Genomic DNA, 17086 nt, shown 5'->3' with positions numbered 1-17086 from the left:
TAATTTGTGTTTTTAATTAGTTTTAGGAAAACATTTTTCTAAACAATCTCGTAAGGTTTTAGGATCAAAGATAATGGGTAAAAAGTGAATACTCTTAACCTCTTTAAAGTAAAACAAAATAGGAATTGGTTGCCAAAAAATTTCCCAATTTTCCCATTCTGCGTAGGGAAATGACCTAATCATTTTTTCTCCTCTATATACTTCTAGGGTATCAGGAGCAAATTTTAATTTAATTTGGGTAGTTTGAATAGTTAAAAATATACCAAATAAAGCGATAACTGCCCCTAATACGGGTTGAAGAAGTATCAGAGGAAAGGCACTGATAATAATAAAGATGGGGATTTTAAAATTAGGAGTTAATTCGATGGTTTCAGATATTTTCGATGGAGTCTGATTGATATTCATATTAATTAAAAATTTCTTTCCTCAATTCTACCGAAATCAGTTAATTAAGATATAAGCCCTTTGTTAGTAATAGGTATTTGATCCCCCTAGCCCTCCTTGATAAGGGGGGAAGTTAGTTTTAAATTTTCGTAGAGTTTAAGATATTATTTCCATAAATCATTATGGGTAAAAGGTTTTGCATCATTCCCGCTATAGGTGTCTGCAATGTCTCCATTCCCTGTGAGTTTGTATTTATAGGTAACTAATCCTTCTAAACCCACGGGCCCTCTGGGGGGCATTTTTTGGGTGCTGATGCCTACTTCTGCCCCGAAGCCATAGCGGAAGCCGTCGGCGAAACGGGTGGAACAATTATGATATACCCCAGCGGCATCGACTTGGTTAAGGAAGGTTTCTGCATTATTTTGGTTTTCGGTGATGATGCCATCGGTATGTTTTGAGCCATAATTGTTGATATGGGCGATCGCCTCTGGTAAATCATCTACAATTTTGATAGATAGAATCAAATCGCTGTATTCGGTGCGCCAGTCTTCTTCGGTGGCTGTTTCACAATGGATAATGGTTTGGGTAATGTCATCCCCTTTCAGGGCAACTCCTTTATCTGTAAGGGCTTGGGCAAGGGATGGTAATATTTTAGGGGCGATCGCACGATGTACTAATAAAGTTTCAATGGCATTACAAGCAGCGGGATAGTGGGTTTTGGCATCCACCGTCACAGGAATGGTCTTATCTAAATCGGCGTATTCATCGATAAAAAGATGACAGATACCGTCAGCATGACCTAAAACGGGAATTTTGGTGTTTTCCTGTACGTAACGGACAAATTCGTTAGAGCCACGGGGAATAATTAAATCTACATATTCATCGAGGGAGAGAAGGGTTTTAATTTCCTCTCGGGTGGTTAAAAGTTGCACTGCATCGGGGCTAACTTCCGTCTGACTAAGGGCTTGGTGAATTATTTTCACTAAAGTAGAACAAGTATTGATCGCCTCCTTACCCCCTTTTAAAATTACTCCATTGCCCGATTTTATTGCCAAGCTGGTGATTTGAATGAGAGCATCGGGGCGCGCCTCAAAAATGACCCCTAACACCCCTAAAGGGCAACTAACACGGCGTAGAATTAATCCTTGATCCAGTTCTCTGTGGAGGGTGAGAGTGCCGAGGGGATCAGCTAATTTTGCCACATCACGCACCCCTGCGATCGCCCCTTTTAACTTATTTTCCCCTAATAGTAAACGGGCAGAGAGTGCCTTAGAAATTACCCCCTCAGAGGCACTACAATCGGCATTATTGGCATCAATAATCTCTTTTTGATGTTTTTCGAGAGCTTGTGCGATCGCCTCTAGGGCTTGATTACGAGCCGAGCTAGAAAGGATCGCTAATTGTTGCGCCGCCGTACGAGTTTTTTGGGCAATTTCCTTCATAAAATCAATGGTAACAGTTTAAGATGTACAAGGAACAGTGTACAATTACAACTAAAAATAGACATTATATTAATTTTTAACTGTCAATTGTCAATTGTCAATTGCCTAAAAGTATGAGTGAAAGAAAAATCGTAACTGGTAAAGGAATCCCCCTGGTGGGAAATGATATTGATACCGATAGAATTATCCCCGCTCGTTTCTTGCGTTGTGTCACTTTCGATGGTTTAGGAGAACAAGCCTTCGCCGATGATAGGGCTTCTAATCGGGATCATCCCTTCAATTTACCCCAGTATCAAAATGCTAAAATTTTGGTGGTAAACGCTAACTTTGGTTGTGGTTCGAGTCGTGAACATGCGCCCCAGGCGATCGCCCGTTGGGGTATAGATGCTATTGTAGGGGAAAGTTTTGCTGAGATATTTTTGGGAAACTGTCTTACCATGGGAGTACCCTGTGTTACCACCTCCTCTGCCAACATTAAAAGCATTCAAAACCTCCTCAAGGAAAATCCCGATGTCAATATGACCTTAGATTTAGAAGATATGCACGTCAAATGTGGACGGTATAGCAGTAGTGTAAAAATGGACTCGGGAGCTAGAAGTATGTTAGTTTCTGGGAAATGGGATACTTGCGGTTTACTTACTAAAAATATTTCTCAAATCCAAGAAACCGCTACCAAACTTCCCTACGTTGCTTGGTAAACCTTAATTCACCCTCCGATAATTATTTTTCTGAGGGTTTAAAGTGGGTGGTATGGTCAAATATGATATTTAGTTACTAATTTTTACTATTTTTATGAGTCAAGATAATTTAATTCCTGTGGTAGTCAACGGTGCAGCAGGGAAAATGGGTAAGGAAGTGGTAAAGGCGATCGCCTCTAGTGATGATATGATGCTAGTGGGTGCCATCGATCAAAATCCTGGGGTGTTAGGTCAAGATGTAGGAGAAGTGGCTGGATGTGGTGCTTTAGAAGTGCCTATCATGAATGATTTAGAAGGGGTATTAGTATTGGCTACCCAGCATAAAACTCAAGGGGTAATGGTAGATTTTACCCACCCTGACAGTGTATATGAAAATGTGCGCAGTGCGATCGCCTATGGAATACGTCCTGTGGTTGGTACAACGGGATTAAGCCCCAAACAAATCAATGATCTAGCGGATTTTGCCGAAAAAGCCAGTACAGGAGTATTAATTATTCCCAACTTTTCCATCGGTATCGTCTTAATGCAACAAGCCGCCATCCAAGCCGCCCAATATTTTGACCATGTAGAAATCATCGAACTTCACCACAACCAAAAAGCTGATGCCCCCAGTGGTACAGCCATTAAAACCGCCGAAATGCTTTCAGGAATGGGAAAAACCTATAACCCCCAACAAGTAGAAGAAACCGAGCAGATAGAAGGGGCAAGGGGTAGTGTGTGCGGTGATAATATCCGCCTCCATAGTGTGCGTCTCCCCGGGTTAATAGCCCACCAAGAAATCATTTTCGGTGCCGCAGGACAGATTTACACCCTTAGACATGATACCAGCGATCGCTCCTGTTATATGCCAGGGGTTCTTTTATCTATCCGTAAAATTACCGAATTAAAATCCCTAGTTTATGGATTAGAAAAAATCATCTAATGGGGTAGGGTGGGCAATGCCCGCCAACAAATATTTGTAGCACCTCATTATCAAGAAAAAGTTTTCACTTAAAATAAATCCAAAAAATGAATTAACCTAGGATTTGAAGTTAACAATATTGTTATGAGTGAAGTAAAAGTTTTCCCTAGTAAGAGTGCCTTAATCGCCTCTGCCCAAGAATTTATCATTGACAAAATCCAAGATACCATTACTAAAAAAGGAATTTGTACCATCGCCCTTGCAGGGGGTAGCACCCCAAAACCCATTTACGAGGCGATCGCCCTCAGGGAGTTATCATGGGATAAAATCCATGTATTCTGGGGAGACGAGCGTTATGTGCCACCGACTCACCCCGACAGTAACCAAAAAATGAGCAAAGAAGCATGGCTAGATAAAGTAAATATCCCCCCCCAAAATATTCACCCCATGCCCACCACGGGTACAAATCCCCAGGGGGATGCCCAAAAACATGACCAAGAAATTAGAGATTTTTTTAACGCTCCCCAAGGCTTTCCATCCTTCGATATTATTTTACTGGGTATGGGAGATGATGGACACACCGCTTCCCTTTTTCCCCATACCAAAGCCCTTGAAAATACGGAAAATTTAGTCACCGTAGGCAACAAAGAAGAGAGTCTTAGACTAACCTTTACCGCCCCCCTCATCAACGCCTCCCATTGTGTTATCTTTCTAGTGTCAGGAAGCAATAAACAAAATGCCCTGCAACAAGTATTCAGTGAAGATTGTAACCCAAAGGCCTATCCTAGTAATATGATTCAACCCCAAGGGGAATTAATTTGGTTTATCGATAGTGATGCCCAAGGAGAATTAAAAATCATCTAAACAGATTTAGGCAAAAAAGATGCTTTTTTTGTTCCAATGAAATACTTAAAGTAATATTAATAACAAGTAAATACACCATTGCACCGCTGAAGAAATATGACATCCTCCCCCCGAAAATCTAACCTCCCTGAAAAGAATCTTCTCAATGTATTTATAAACTCTATTTTTCGCCTCAGCATCGTAGGCATCAGCTTAGGCACTATTTTTGGAAGTATATTAGCCAATATTGATTTAACCGAGCCTGTATTTCCTGACTTAAATTTACCTTTTCTGACTAAATCAGGGGAAGAAAGCGAATCATCTACCATTACCCAAGAAAGTACAGAGGTATCGGCGAATAACATAGAGACTATCCCCGAAACCCCCACTAATAATTCCTTTGTCTTTACTCAAGAATTGATGCCCTTGAGAGAAAAAATGACAGTATTATTTGAAAAATATTCCCACCTTCAACCCAGTTTATTTTTTGTAGATTTAGATAATGGGGCTTTTGTCAACATGAATGGCATGGAGGCTTTTCCCGCAGCAAGTACCATCAAAACTCCTATTTTAGTTGCTTTTTTTCAGGATGTGGATGAGGGAAAAATTTTGCTTGATGAAAAACTCACCATGACGGAGGAAACGAGAGCAACGGAGGCGGGGACAATGCAATATCAACCCCTTGGGACTCAATATACTGCTTTAAAGGTTGCTGAGGAGATGATTATTCGTAGTGATAACACTGCCACTAATATGTTAATTGAAAGGCTAGGGGGGGCAGAAGCCCTTAATCAGCGATTTAAGGAATGGGGTTTAGAATCTACGGTAATTAATAATTATCTCCCTGATTTAGAAGGTACAAACACTATTAGTGCAAGGGATTTGGCTATGACTCTGGTGAAGGTTAGTAATGGGGATTTAGTAGAAACTAGATCTAGGGATCGTCTTTTAGGTATCATGCAAAGAACTATTACTAGGACTTTGTTACCCCAAGGCATTGAACCTGATGCGATGATCTATCATAAAACTGGAGATATAGGGAAGGTATTGGGGGATGGGGGAATTATTGATATGCCCACTGGAAAACGTTATGTAGGAGCAGTTTTGGTACAACGTCCCCATAATGATTATACTGCCCGTACCATGATTCAGGAAATATCCCGTGAGGCTTACCAACATTTTAAGTGGTATCAACCTCGCCCCACGGCTAGTAGTAATTAACATTTTATCTGTATCGATAGAGACGTATCATTGAACATCTCTATCATCTCTTACCCCCATAATTAAGAGTCGCTTCCTCCATTGGTAAAGGAGTCTAACCATCGCTGTAAAGCGTTTCCTGCGGCTTCTCTACCCCCTAAACCAAAGGCAAGGGCGATCGCAACGGCAATCCCCCCAGTGAGCAAACCAAAGGCTAAATTAACGATATTAGGAGCGATACCAATTCTTTCTAGTGCCATGGCAGCTACTAATACAATGATCGAAATACGGGCAACCTGAGCTAAAAATTGAGCTTGTTGGGTACCAGAATTAATCACTAATCGATATACCAAATTAGCAAAATATAAGCCCACCGCAAAAATAATTACCCCCACTAATACTTGCCCCGCCAACAGGGAAATAAAAGCAACAACTTCCTTAAGCGCTTCAATTTGTAAAATATCCACCGCTGTAATGGTTGCCACCAACATAATGGCAATGACAAGGATGATACCCACAATTTGAGCAGGGGTTTTCGTCAGGGAATTATTTTCTACCTCAGGATTTTCCTCCATCACCACAGGGGCGCCTTGGGTAATGCCTAGCCACACAAATACGTTATTGAAACCTATATTAGTTAAAAGATTAACCAATAATTCCGCTAAATATTGAGCCCCAAAATAACCAAATCCTAAAACCACAATAGCGGCAAATAGTTTCGGTAGTATGTCCAAAACTTGATCCAACATTGCGATCGCAGGTACAGAAATAGCCTGAATTTGTAAGGCATCGAGAGCCGTAATTGCAATAGGAATTAAGATTAAGACATATACCACAGAGCCAATAACATAGGATAAAGACTGTTTTTTATTAGTAGTGGACATACCAAATTTTGCACCAATGGCATCAGCCCCACTAGCTTTCAATAAATTAGTAACAACCTTTTTCACCACTTGAGCCACAATCCAACCGATAAAAGCAATAATTAAAGCGGCAAATACATTGGGTACAACCCCCAAAATATCATTAACCAACTCCTCCAAAGGTCGTAAAGTGCCATCTAACCCTAAAATACCTAGTATAGAGGGCAAAAACAGTAAGATAATAAACCAAAAAAGAGTATTACCGATGGTATCACCGATGGCAATATCAGCCCCACTAGAGTCGGCAACCTCTCCATCTTCTTCTTGCACCTGCTGGTTTAGCTTCTCATCAAAATTAAACTGTGATAAAGTTTTTATGACGATTAACTTCACCACCGTAGCCAATAACCAAGCCACCACAAGGATAATAGCCGCCCCCCCTAAATTGGGCAAAAAGCTCATCACCTCATTTAAAAGGGCATTCAAAGGCTCAGAAACCAAATTTAGTTCCAAAGCATTGAGAAAAGCAACCACCACAAAAAGGATGATAATCCAACCGACTATTTCTGAAATCCATTTTTCAGTTTCAATTTTCTTTCCATCATCGGCATTGTCACCCATGATAAAAGCAGCTAATCGGTTATCAATGTCAGTTTTATGCAAAGATTTTCTGACAAAACCCTTAAAAATATTGGCAAAAATTAAACCAACAATTAAAATTAATATCCCCTTTCCTAAACTTAAAAGCGCACTCACTACGTCATCTGGAATTGGTAATGCTTCTTGCACTTCAGACACTTGAGCAAATAAACTAAGAGCATTTAAGTCTGGTGGAGAATCCATCATTAGTTTCATGTTCTTATGATTTGTTATTTATACAGATACCTGTTCAATATATCTATATATCCCCAATAAATCAAATGTTTTCTAATATGTGAGTAATTCTTATAAAAAATAAAAACCTATCCAACAATAGATAGGCTCAAGTAGATATGTAAAGAAAAATATTGATTAAAATTATGCAAGATGTAAATAAGCAGCTTCTTGTTCTAATTGTTGAATTAACTTTTGATTTCCTTGACTTCTAGCAACTTCTAGGCGGTGTTCCAAATTTTTTCTTAAGGTATCTCTATATGCTTTTCCTGCTTCTGCTCTCATTTGATTTTTACGGGTTATATTCATCATAATTCTAATCCTCAGTTTTAAAGGCTTTTTTACTCTATAATTCAATTCTACCTTTATTAAAAGAAAACGGTATCAATTATTACAAAAAATTAATAGATAATAGTTTAAAGAAGAAACTCCCTTGTTAATTGAAGACAAATCCAAGTAAAAAGAAAAATCTCATTTTCCATCAATTGGTAGGAAAAATTACCCCTAGGTTTTCCTCAGTTGCATTTACAAAAAGTAAACGTTATGATGGTTTTAATGACAAAAAGCATTATGGGAGTCTTCTTTATTAATGGATCAAATAGAGAAAATCATCGAAAAAATCAAAGAGTGGACTCAAAAGTTAGTGGAAGCATTAGCTGGACCACAAGCCGAGCCTGAACCAGAATTGATTCCTATTCCTGTTAGAGATCGTCGTTCCAATGGCTATCGTTAATTATCTTAATAGAAAAGTGTGTCTGACTTAAAAATCTTAGTATTGCATGGTCCTAACCTTAATCTTTTGGGACAACGAGAACCTGAAATCTACGGTAGCTTAACCCTTGATGGTGTCAATAAACTCCTTATGGAGCAAGGAAAAAAGATAGGGGTTGAGATAAGTTGTTTTCAGTCTAATCATGAGGGTTACTTAGTCGATGTAATTCATCAGGCTCTAGGAAATTATCAAGGGATTGTGATTAATGCGGGGGCTTATACTCATACGAGTGTAGCTATCAGAGATGCTTTGACAGGGGTGAATCTTCCTACGGTGGAGGTTCACCTTAGCAATATATATCGTCGTGAAGAATTTCGCCACCATTCCTACATTGCTCCCATCTCCATCGGGCAAATTAGCGGTTTTGGAGTAGATAGTTATTTATTGGGTTTACAGGCTTTAGTAAATCATTTGAAAAGTCAAAAAAATTAATTGCTTATTATCAATAATCAATGATTTATGCTCGATTATTCATTGGTTTATCTATGATCTTCCTCTGTCAATTACACGGGTAATATGATAAATTAGAATTAGTGTTAATTTGAGGTTCGTTTCGGTAACAGTGTTTGATTCCAGTATAGTAAGGTTATTCCTTGAACAGTATGGAAAGAGTCACGTCCGTCGTCTCAGTTGCCCTAGTGTAAATTAAGATTTTGGAGCAAGTCTATGTCCATATATGTTGGGAATTTATCCTATGATGTTACAGAAGAAGATTTACAAACTGTCTTCTCTGATTATGGTCAAGTAAAACGTGTTTATTTACCTGTAGATCGTGAAACTAAAAGAATGCGCGGTTTCGGTTTTGTAGAAATGTCTAGTGATAGTGAAGAAGAAACTGCAATCGAAACTTTAGATGGTGCTCAGTGGATGGGCAGACAAATGAAGGTTAATAAAGCAAAGCCTCGTGAAGAAGGTGGAAACCGTCGTGATAGATTCTAAGGTATTTCTTTAGTTTTGGTCAAATGTAGCCCCTAACATTCGTGTTGGGGGTTGTTTGTTTTTGGGTTAAAAAATACAACTTTTCGAGATAAAACATAAGTCATTATCGCTCCTAAAATACAACATATACTTAGGATAAATAAAACATTATTCACTCCAATTTGTTCTTGGACAGAAGGTAATAAATAAGCTCCTAAAATAGCTCCCCCCTTGGCGATCGCCCCTGCCAAACCAGCTCCACTAGCCCTGATGGAGGAAGGAAAAACTTCTCCTGATAATAAAAAGGTAGTAGAATTAGGCCCACCATTCATAAATAAATTAAAGAGGAAAAAACCGCCCAAAATTAAAGCAATATTAACGGTACTTTGATCAGGGAAAAAAGAAGCTATTCCTAACAAAAATAAACCCACAGCCATCCCTAAAAAACCCGTTACTTGTAAAAATATTCGACCTAGTTTATTAATTAATAATACCGCTAAAATAAATCCTAATACCAAAAAAGAATCTACTATCATCGCCCCCTGAGAAGACTTAATTTGCTGTACCAAAAAATCGGACTCATTATTAAGGGCGAGAAAAGCAATAATAGTAGGGGTAAAAATGCCAATCCCATAGGTGGCAATATCTTGTAAAAACCAAGGCAAAGAAGCAAACAAAGTATTAATACGATACCGAGGAGAAAATAAAGCCCCGTAGTTTAGAACCTCTTGCTCTTTTATTGGCTCAGTTTCAGCGGTAATAATAACCTTTTTTTCTAATAAAATAGAAGCTGATTGGGATGCTTCTTCATACTCCCCTCGATTGATATGATAAAAAGGACTTTCTAGTAAAAATTTAAGTCTTAAAAGACCTACTAAAATGCCAAAAAATGCTCCAATTCCTAACATTAATCGCCAAGCATAATGAATGGCAACCATAGAACTCTCACCATAGGAAGACTGAAAATAACTGATAACAACGATACCAACTAGCGCCCCCATAACCGTGCCAATGGCCTGAAAAGCAAAAGCACCGATGACCATCCTACCTCGGTGGCGAGAGGGTACATTCTCGGTGATATAGGCTACGCTGATGGGATAATCAGCACCAATACCAACCCCCACCAAAAATCGAGAGATAATCAAAAATGTAGTATTCGGAGATAAAGCACAGGCAACACTAGCACTTATCAACAAAAATACATCGATTAAGAGCATCTTTTGGCGCCCAATCTTGTCCGTGATAGCCCCTAGGGTAAGAGAACCCACCAACGCCCCGGCGATCGCACTTACTGCTATCATAGCAGTATCATTAGTAGTAAGGGCAAAATCAAGCCTTAAAAAAGGTAAAGCAATGCCAATGACAAAAAAATCAAAGCCATCAAGGGCAATCAAAGAAGCAGATAAAAACCACAACAACCACATGGGGCGAGTGATGGGAGAATCATCCAACTGTTGAGCAAAGCTAGTCAAAGATGGGGGCGTACCTGAATAGGTGACGGGTAAAAGAATATAAAAAAAGAAGGTAGATGATTAACCTCCCTCTAAATTATAGAACAGGGGCTGAAAACCCCTTGCTCAGTCTTATTTGAAACTAGAAAAAATTATTTGATAGATGCTTTAGCACCAGCTTCTTCTAATTGTTTCTTAATAGCTTCAGCATCTTCTTTGCTAGTACCTTCTTTGATTGCTTTAGGAGCAGATTCTACTAACTCTTTGCTTTCTTTGAGGCCTAAACCAGTGATACCACGAACGACTTTAAGAACAGCCATTTTAGCATCACCGAAACTTTCGAGAACTACATCAAATTCAGTTTTTTCTTCAGCTTCTTCCGCAGCGGCAGCAGGAGCAGCCATCATCATTCCACCGACAGGAGCAGCGGCACTTACGCCAAATACTTCTTCGATTTGTTTAACTAATTCGGAAGCCTCTAAAAGACTTAGGGTTTTTAACTCTTCAACAATATTTGCTACTTTATCAGACATGATTAGATTCGATCTCCTATTTTTGTTTAATTAGAAAAAAATACAGTCAAAAGTATGAAACTTAGGCCGCTTCTTCTTGTTGGGATTTAACGGCATCAACGGCGCGGGCCAAAGAACTAGGTACTTCATTGATGCTACGGGCGATTTTCGCAGTAACAGCATTGATAGAACCAGCGATTTGAGCGATAAGCTCTTCTTTGGTAGGTAAGTCAGCTAGGGCTTTTACTTGCTCTTTGGTAAGCGCTTTGCCTTCCATTACACCGCCACGACATTCGCTTTTTTTGCGATCTTTGAGGAATGCTTGGTAAGCTTTTACGGTACCGCCGAGGTTTTCTGCGTCAGCTAAAACAAAAGCAGAGGAACCACTGAGAAATTCGTTCATGGGTTCCCAATTTGCGTCACCTTCGATGGCTTTGCTCATTAAAGTGTTTTTGGTCACTTTACAAACTCCGCCTTGTTCTCTTAGGCGATTACGCAAATCGCTAATTTCAGCAACACTAAGCCCTTGATAATCGATGACTAATGCTAGTTGAGCTTCGGCGAGTAAGCCTTTAATATCGGCTACCTCTTTCTTTTTGCTTTCAAGGGATTTAGATATTGTTCTCACCTCCTTAGGTGTTTAATTTTTGTGGTTTTTTGACCATGGTTGAGTTTAAAAAAATTCAATCATTGCCATATACCGACTTAAAATATAAAAAACCCTCACTATTTCTAGCCGGGTTTTGGGTTGATGATTTATAAGATAGTTTTTTAATATAGTTGGTTTAATTCTTTTGGGGAATTTCACCTTTTATAAGTATCTGCATCAACCTAGGCAGGAATTTTAAGCACGTTTTATGCTCCCGCTGTCTTCGGCTTGAGCCAAATTAATATATTATTTTGACTTTCCAACATACAATGATAACTGATTTTCTTGCTTAAGTCAATAGTTTACACAAAAAAGTTAGGTGTTGCTTATTTTGATTATGCTATATTGATAATCTAATACTAGAACTATTACTACTATTGCCCATTGCTGCTAAGCATATCCTTTCAGGATCGCCCTTTGAAGCTCGTTAAGTTGGAGAGGTTTGGTGAGAAAATCGTTCATACCCACCGATAAACAAAGGTTTTGGTCTTCGGGAAGGGCATTGGCAGTCAAGGCGATAATGTAGGGGCGATCGCCCGTTAGGGTGTTTCTAATTTCTTGGGTAGCTTCAATACCGCCCATTTCAGGCATTTGTAAATCCATCAAAATGAGATCGTAGTCTTGTTGGGCAACTTTTTCTAACACCTGTAAACCATTAACAACAACATCAGCTTTATAACCTAATTTTTTGAGCATTAAAAGAGCTACTTTCTGATTAACTCGATCATCTTCAGCCAGCAAAATTTTAAATTCAGACCTATCTTTTGGAGAATTTGAAGGGATTATATTCGGACTAAATGGATAAGAAAAAGCTGATTCTTCAGCAATGGGAAGATGGAGGGTGAAATAAAAGGTAGAGCCAGATTTCGTCTCGGGGGAAACAGTCCAATTTTCAGGGGGAGTACCGCCGATGTTGCCCCCACTTTCGACCCAAATTGTGCCTCCCATAAGGTTGATTAAACTCTTGGAGATGGCCAGTCCTAACCCTGTACCGCCATATTTACGGCTGATGGATGTATCTGCTTGGGTGAAGGGAGTAAATAGTTGGGAAATGCGATCGCCCTTAATACCAATGCCACTATCCTCAATGGAGATAACTAGAGACTGGGTAGAATTATCCCCCAAAAAAGAACCATCGCCCTCAACATTAATTTTAATAAAACCTTCAGCGGTAAACTTAAAAGCATTACTAATCAAATTGAGGAAAATCTGCCGAATACGGGAACTATCCCCCATCAACTCAGGCGCCACAGAATCATCAATATGATATTGAAAATCAATGGTTTTGTCCGTAACCTGTTTAGAAAAAAGTAGAGTAATAGACTTTATCAACTCATGGAGAGAAAAAGACTCTTGCATCAACTCTAATTTACCCGATTCAATTTTGGAAAAATCGAGAATATCATTAATAATCGTCAACAGTACCTTTCCGCTTTCCTCGATGGTATCCACCAACTCCCTTTGTTCGGGGGAAAGAGAAGAAAGAGCGAGAAGTTGAGCCACCCCTATCACTCCATTCATGGGGGTACGAATTTCATGGCTCATATTAGCTAAAAAATTACTTTTTGCCCGTGCGGCGGCTTCTGCATCGTCCTTGGCTTGGGCTAAAGCGACGGCTGTTTGTTGGGCTTCAGTAATATCCCTTGATACTCCCACCGTCATAATCACATTACCTTCATCGTCAAAAATGGGAGATTTGATAGTGGAAAAACATCTTTCTACCCCATCATAACGGAGGGCTTTTTCTTCAATGATGAGAGATTTTTTAGTTCTGGCTACAGTAGCATCATCCTTAATATATTGAGCGGTATATTCAGGTTTGTTGTGGGGAGCATCAATAAGTCCCTGTAATTCCTCCAAGCTCATATTATAAAAGTCTCGGAAGGCTTTATTTGCCCATACATACTCTGCATTAATATTTTTGACCAAAATCATGTCTGAGGTGGAATCAAGAATTTGATGATACTTTTGTTCGCTTTCCCTGAGAGCTTCTTCTGCTTCTTTGCGATCGCTTATATCGTAAACATATCCATACCATGTGGTACTACCATCTATTTCCTTTTGAGGGGTAGCCTGTCCTAATACCCACGTTATCTTATCTTCTTGGTAACAAACTCTATATTCACATCTCCAAGTGGTCATGGTTTCAGCGGAGTGCATGATTAAATCAATCATTCTACCCAGATCATCGGGATGGATGCGCTCGAAGATAGGATCTGCACTATCGTAAACATCGGAAGGTTGTAAACCGAATAAATCAGTGACACCCTTACTCATATAAGGACAGTAAGAAGTACCATCGGGTTTAAGAACATATTGATAAATCATCCCAGGAACGTTGGCAGGAATTTTTTCAAGGCGATGTTGGGCATCAACCTGTTTTGTAATCTCTATCATTACCCCTGTCCAGACTACATCACCATTGGTTCTTTTCTCGGGGCGATCGTTGGCTTGTAACCATTTGAGCTTACCACTGGGGGTAATAATTCTAAACTCAAAAACACTAGGTTGTAGGTTAAGGGCAGAATGGGATGTTGCTTCTTCAAATTGGGAAATATCCTCAGGATGAATTAAGCGAGTAAAATTATCAATATCATTTACCAGTTGCTCAGGGGATAACTCTAAAATATCTTCCGCTGCCTGACTAGCATATTCAAAATATTGCCGACCATCGAGGGTCATTACATAAGTGTAAATCATACCCGGACAGGAGAGAGCCAATTGATTAAATTTTTCTTGACTATCCCTAAGCTCTATTTCTGTTTGTTTGAGTTGGGTAATGTTTCTCCCTAATGAGTGGATTTCTATTAGTTTTCCTGATTCGTCAAAAAATCCTTGGTTGAGCCATTGTGTCCAAAGAATATCTCCTTTACCGTTAAGGTTTCTATTTTCGATGTAAAATTCAGGATTTTCGGGGGACATTTTTAACACCAACGCCATAATTTTTTCCATATCATCTGGAAAGACTACCTCTGACCATTTTTTGCCGATGGTTTCTTCGGAGGGAAGATTAAGGGTTTCGGAAAATGAGTTGTTGGCAAAAATAATTATGCAGTCTGGATTGGTTTTTTCATTGATTAAGTGCGATCGAATTACGAAGTCAGTTTGTTGCTCTACCAATTGCCGATAGCGAGTTTCATTTTGATTCATGGTTTGTTGAATTTGACTCGCCATGGAGAAAAAAGATTTAGATAATGTTTCGATTTCACTAATGTTAGTATAATTTTTTTTTGGATACTTGATGACATTTCCCTGAGCAAAATTATCGTTAGCTTTTAATAATTTCGATAATGGTTTACTAATTTTTTTGGCAGTTAAAATACTGATGAGGGTAGCACTAATGAAAGTTAAAAGGGAAATTATAATGGTATTGTCAAGGTTGCGTTGAATTTCGGCGGTAAAGTCTTGGGAAGGAACAATGGTAAGAATAGCTAACTCTAAGCCATAGTCATCTTGATAGGGGGTGATCTTAACAAAAACTTCTGAATTATGTAAAAAAAGACTTTCGTCTAACTGTGTAAGATCATAGCCCACCCGAAGAGATTCATTGATTAACTCTAGGGCAGAATCAACCATGGGATCTCCTATTTCTTGGGGTGTAATTCTTTGGGCTATGCCTTGGGCATTGAGGGTAAATGGTGGTTGTGGGTAGGAAGTGGCAATTAATGATCCTGATGAACTTACAATAATTAGTTTTCCTGTTTCACCGACTCTGATGGGGTTAAGAATTTCGCTAATTTTTGACAGGCTCACATCCACAGACACCACCCCCATGACTTGCTGTTCGTTATCAAATACGGGGGCGCTGGCACTGATATATAAATCATTAGGAATTTCTGGCCAGTGGTAGGGATGAGTCCACAGTGCTTTTTTCTGAGTTTTGGGTTCAGTAAACCATGCTTGGTCGTGGATATTTGTAATGGATTCTTCTAAATATTCGTCGGTGATGTTGCCTTGATTGTCGGATTTGTAACGATAAATGGTGTTGATTTCTGGTTGACGAATGATGCTAATTTCATTGTCCATTTTCCCATGACCTGCTCCCACAAATTCTCGGTTGATGTTACCGTAGCTAAAGTACACGACATCATATGTTTGCAATTGTTGCCAAAAGTATTTGCCTAGTTGTTCAAAGTTATTGGTATCGAGTAGTCCTGATGTTATTAATCTTCTGTTGAGTTGGTTTATTTCTTGGGCTTCTTGAAAATAGTTATCAAGGGTGTGGGTTACTTTTTCGGCGGTTTTATCCATCAACTGATTACTGAGTTTGTGGACGTTTCTTTGTCCGCTACTATAGGATACGTAGCTGATGATGCTCACTGCCCCAAAAATTTGACAGACAAAGGGGGTAATAATTATCCATCTTAGGGGAATTAGTTTATCTTTTTTTTTCCTTTGTGAACGGTTTAAGGGCGATCGCATTTTAAGAGCTACGTTGCAAAGTATTTTTTTACCATTGTATAGTTAAAGAATGGCAAATATAAATTATCAAAGAAGAAAATCAATAAATATTAATATAGTTACCCTACAAAAACAAATTGTTATCACACCATAGAAAATATTAGGGTTTAGAAACAAAAAAACAAAGTTTAAAATCACATAACATAGGTTATTCCCTGTAAACAAAACTATTACATTTATCCCTATCTAAAGTTTATTTATAATGATAGAAAAAATTCAAAAAAGTTTAAATACAAAAAAAATCACTAACTTTTTAGCCATAGGGGGAGTATGTGGGATTTTACACTTAGGAATACTATATGGATTAACTTCTGTTTTAGAGATAAACTATTTGATTTCTACGACAATTGCCATTTTCTCTGTAAACTTTGTTAGTTTTTATTTAAACAAAAAGTGGACTTTTAAAACTAGAAAAAAACTTTTTTGGCGAGAGCTATGGAAGTTTTATAGTGTCATGGCTTCTAGTCACTTTCTTAATATATTGGGAGTATTTATTCTGGTAGATATGGCAAAAATGGGTTATTTAATAGCCAATATTTTTTGCACAGCAATATTAACTCCTGTGAACTACTTTTTTCATCATAGTTGGAGTTTTAAGAAGAGGAAGAACAAAAAATATCGGTCTTAGATTGTTACAGCCCGGGGGTTGTTTGAGAAAATAATTTATCCCAATCTTTGGTGATTTGAGCTTGGGGAAAATCCTCTGGTTTTGAGATTAAATCAAAGGCTTTATTTCGAGCATGGGGGGCGCTCAGGGATGCTATAACGGTATGGGCAACATCACCTCGGGGAATGGAAGTGGGTACACCATCGGGGGGAGAGCTTAGGAAGTTATCATCTTTGCCGACTATTGAACCTCCCCTGCCTGAAGGCGAGGGGATTCCCATATAGACTCTTAACTAGACCGTAGTCTCCGTCAGAACGCCATTACTGGGCTGTTTATTTTACTTCCACAGGCGCACCGACCGCAGAAGGATTAAAAAATTTATTTATTTTTTCGACTTTGCTATCAATGCTTTAACTTACCAAGCGCGTCACCATTACATTTTCTTGGGCGATATTTGTCCCGACGAAAGAAGCTAGGGAAGTCAATCCCTTGAATACCTTACGCACATTACT

General features: G+C 38.9%; 17 protein-coding genes and 1 other annotated feature. Of the genes, 8 read left to right on the top strand and 9 right to left on the bottom strand.

The window, feature by feature from the left end; genetic code table 11:
• Positions 1-12: 12 nt before the first annotated feature.
• Both ACXITR_RS05155 and proA read right to left on the bottom strand, forming a co-directional pair.
• Positions 13-405 (bottom strand): DUF3119 family protein, encoded by a 393-nt coding sequence (locus ACXITR_RS05155; protein WP_457996161.1) that lies wholly within the window; start codon positions 403-405, stop codon positions 13-15.
• A 143-nt stretch (positions 406-548) separates the two neighbouring features.
• Positions 549-1826, bottom strand: a complete 1278-nt coding sequence (proA, locus tag ACXITR_RS05150) for a glutamate-5-semialdehyde dehydrogenase (protein WP_457996160.1) — start codon at positions 1824-1826, stop codon at positions 549-551.
• 113 nt (positions 1827-1939) lie between these two features.
• Here proA and leuD point away from each other — a divergent pair, with 113 nt between their 5' ends.
• From leuD to ACXITR_RS05130, 4 genes are all read left to right on the top strand, one after another.
• On the top strand, positions 1940-2524 hold the full coding sequence (gene leuD, locus ACXITR_RS05145) for a 3-isopropylmalate dehydratase small subunit (RefSeq protein WP_457996159.1): 585 nt from the start codon (positions 1940-1942) through the stop codon (positions 2522-2524).
• A gap of 94 nt (positions 2525-2618) precedes the next feature.
• Complete coding sequence (gene dapB / locus ACXITR_RS05140) at positions 2619-3446, top strand: 4-hydroxy-tetrahydrodipicolinate reductase (RefSeq protein ID WP_457996158.1); 828 nt, start codon at positions 2619-2621, stop codon at positions 3444-3446.
• 123 nt (positions 3447-3569) lie between these two features.
• Positions 3570-4289 (top strand): 6-phosphogluconolactonase, encoded by a 720-nt coding sequence (gene pgl, locus ACXITR_RS05135; RefSeq protein WP_457996157.1) that lies wholly within the window; start codon positions 3570-3572, stop codon positions 4287-4289.
• Positions 4290-4385: 96 nt separating this feature from the next.
• A complete protein-coding gene (locus ACXITR_RS05130; RefSeq protein ID WP_457996156.1) occupies positions 4386-5489 on the top strand; it encodes a serine hydrolase in 1104 nt (367 codons plus the stop codon).
• 62 nt (positions 5490-5551) lie between these two features.
• Here ACXITR_RS05130 and ACXITR_RS05125 read toward each other — a convergent pair whose 3' ends face one another.
• Together ACXITR_RS05125 and pirA are read right to left on the bottom strand one after the other, a co-directional pair.
• Entirely contained in the window at positions 5552-7186 is a 1635-nt protein-coding gene (locus tag ACXITR_RS05125; protein WP_457996155.1) for a mechanosensitive ion channel, read from the bottom strand.
• Between the two features lie 162 nt (positions 7187-7348).
• The gene (gene pirA, locus ACXITR_RS05120) at positions 7349-7513 is read right to left on the bottom strand and encodes an arginine synthesis PII-interacting regulator PirA (RefSeq protein WP_457996175.1); all 165 of its coding nucleotides are present in this window, start codon (positions 7511-7513) and stop codon (positions 7349-7351) included.
• A 280-nt stretch (positions 7514-7793) separates the two neighbouring features.
• Between pirA and ACXITR_RS05115 the strand changes: the two genes are divergently transcribed.
• From ACXITR_RS05115 to ACXITR_RS05105, 3 genes are all read left to right on the top strand, one after another.
• The gene (locus ACXITR_RS05115) at positions 7794-7937 is read left to right on the top strand and encodes a hypothetical protein (RefSeq protein WP_457996154.1); all 144 of its coding nucleotides are present in this window, start codon (positions 7794-7796) and stop codon (positions 7935-7937) included.
• An 18-nt stretch (positions 7938-7955) separates the two neighbouring features.
• Complete coding sequence (gene aroQ / locus ACXITR_RS05110; RefSeq protein ID WP_457996153.1) at positions 7956-8408, top strand: type II 3-dehydroquinate dehydratase; 453 nt, start codon at positions 7956-7958, stop codon at positions 8406-8408.
• Positions 8409-8642: 234 nt separating this feature from the next.
• Complete coding sequence (locus ACXITR_RS05105; protein ID WP_193800299.1) at positions 8643-8915, top strand: RNA recognition motif domain-containing protein; 273 nt, start codon at positions 8643-8645, stop codon at positions 8913-8915.
• 32 nt (positions 8916-8947) lie between these two features.
• Here ACXITR_RS05105 and ACXITR_RS05100 read toward each other — a convergent pair whose 3' ends face one another.
• The 4 genes from ACXITR_RS05100 to ACXITR_RS05085 form a co-directional block, all read right to left on the bottom strand.
• Positions 8948-10366: an MFS transporter gene (locus ACXITR_RS05100; RefSeq protein WP_457996152.1), complete on the bottom strand. Its 1419-nt coding sequence runs from the start codon at positions 10364-10366 to the stop codon at positions 8948-8950.
• A gap of 131 nt (positions 10367-10497) precedes the next feature.
• Entirely contained in the window at positions 10498-10878 is a 381-nt protein-coding gene (gene rplL, locus ACXITR_RS05095) for a 50S ribosomal protein L7/L12 (protein WP_457996151.1), read from the bottom strand.
• Positions 10879-10939: 61 nt separating this feature from the next.
• Positions 10940-11476 (bottom strand): 50S ribosomal protein L10, encoded by a 537-nt coding sequence (gene rplJ / locus ACXITR_RS05090; RefSeq protein ID WP_457996174.1) that lies wholly within the window; start codon positions 11474-11476, stop codon positions 10940-10942.
• Between the two features lie 85 nt (positions 11477-11561).
• Positions 11562-11751, bottom strand: a sequence feature (ribosomal protein L10 leader region).
• 145 nt (positions 11752-11896) lie between these two features.
• Positions 11897-15928: a PAS domain-containing protein gene (locus ACXITR_RS05085; RefSeq protein ID WP_457996150.1), complete on the bottom strand. Its 4032-nt coding sequence runs from the start codon at positions 15926-15928 to the stop codon at positions 11897-11899.
• Between the two features lie 241 nt (positions 15929-16169).
• Between ACXITR_RS05085 and ACXITR_RS05080 the strand changes: the two genes are divergently transcribed.
• Positions 16170-16595: a GtrA family protein gene (locus ACXITR_RS05080; RefSeq protein ID WP_457996149.1), complete on the top strand. Its 426-nt coding sequence runs from the start codon at positions 16170-16172 to the stop codon at positions 16593-16595.
• 4 nt (positions 16596-16599) lie between these two features.
• Here ACXITR_RS05080 and ACXITR_RS05075 read toward each other — a convergent pair whose 3' ends face one another.
• Positions 16600-16854 carry a hypothetical protein gene (locus tag ACXITR_RS05075; RefSeq protein ID WP_457996148.1) on the bottom strand — a complete coding sequence of 85 codons (255 nt, stop codon included), beginning with the start codon at positions 16852-16854 and terminating at the stop codon, positions 16600-16602.
• Positions 16855-17086: the final 232 nt, after the last annotated feature.

Source organism: Cyanobacterium sp. (assembly GCF_054166785.1).
This window is presented reverse-complemented; position numbering and strand designations above follow the sequence as displayed.

What these genes read in the sequence shown, in the direction of transcription:
- ACXITR_RS05155 (WP_457996161.1), bottom strand. Translation starts at nt 405, where the DNA reads ATGAATATCAATCAGACTCCATCGAAAATATCTGAAACCATCGAATTA.
- proA (WP_457996160.1), bottom strand. Translation starts at nt 1,826, where the DNA reads ATGAAGGAAATTGCCCAAAAAACTCGTACGGCGGCGCAACAATTAGCG.
- leuD (WP_457996159.1), top strand. Translation starts at nt 1,940, where the DNA reads ATGAGTGAAAGAAAAATCGTAACTGGTAAAGGAATCCCCCTGGTGGGA.
- dapB (WP_457996158.1), top strand. Translation starts at nt 2,619, where the DNA reads ATGAGTCAAGATAATTTAATTCCTGTGGTAGTCAACGGTGCAGCAGGG.
- pgl (WP_457996157.1), top strand. Translation starts at nt 3,570, where the DNA reads ATGAGTGAAGTAAAAGTTTTCCCTAGTAAGAGTGCCTTAATCGCCTCT.
- ACXITR_RS05130 (WP_457996156.1), top strand. Translation starts at nt 4,386, where the DNA reads ATGACATCCTCCCCCCGAAAATCTAACCTCCCTGAAAAGAATCTTCTC.
- ACXITR_RS05125 (WP_457996155.1), bottom strand. Translation starts at nt 7,186, where the DNA reads ATGAAACTAATGATGGATTCTCCACCAGACTTAAATGCTCTTAGTTTA.
- pirA (WP_457996175.1), bottom strand. Translation starts at nt 7,513, where the DNA reads ATGAATATAACCCGTAAAAATCAAATGAGAGCAGAAGCAGGAAAAGCA.
- ACXITR_RS05115 (WP_457996154.1), top strand. Translation starts at nt 7,794, where the DNA reads ATGGATCAAATAGAGAAAATCATCGAAAAAATCAAAGAGTGGACTCAA.
- ACXITR_RS05105 (WP_193800299.1), top strand. Translation starts at nt 8,643, where the DNA reads ATGTCCATATATGTTGGGAATTTATCCTATGATGTTACAGAAGAAGAT.
- rplL (WP_457996151.1), bottom strand. Translation starts at nt 10,878, where the DNA reads ATGTCTGATAAAGTAGCAAATATTGTTGAAGAGTTAAAAACCCTAAGT.
- ACXITR_RS05085 (WP_457996150.1), bottom strand. Translation starts at nt 15,928, where the DNA reads ATGCGATCGCCCTTAAACCGTTCACAAAGGAAAAAAAAAGATAAACTA.
- ACXITR_RS05080 (WP_457996149.1), top strand. Translation starts at nt 16,170, where the DNA reads ATGATAGAAAAAATTCAAAAAAGTTTAAATACAAAAAAAATCACTAAC.
- ACXITR_RS05075 (WP_457996148.1), bottom strand. Translation starts at nt 16,854, where the DNA reads ATGGGAATCCCCTCGCCTTCAGGCAGGGGAGGTTCAATAGTCGGCAAA.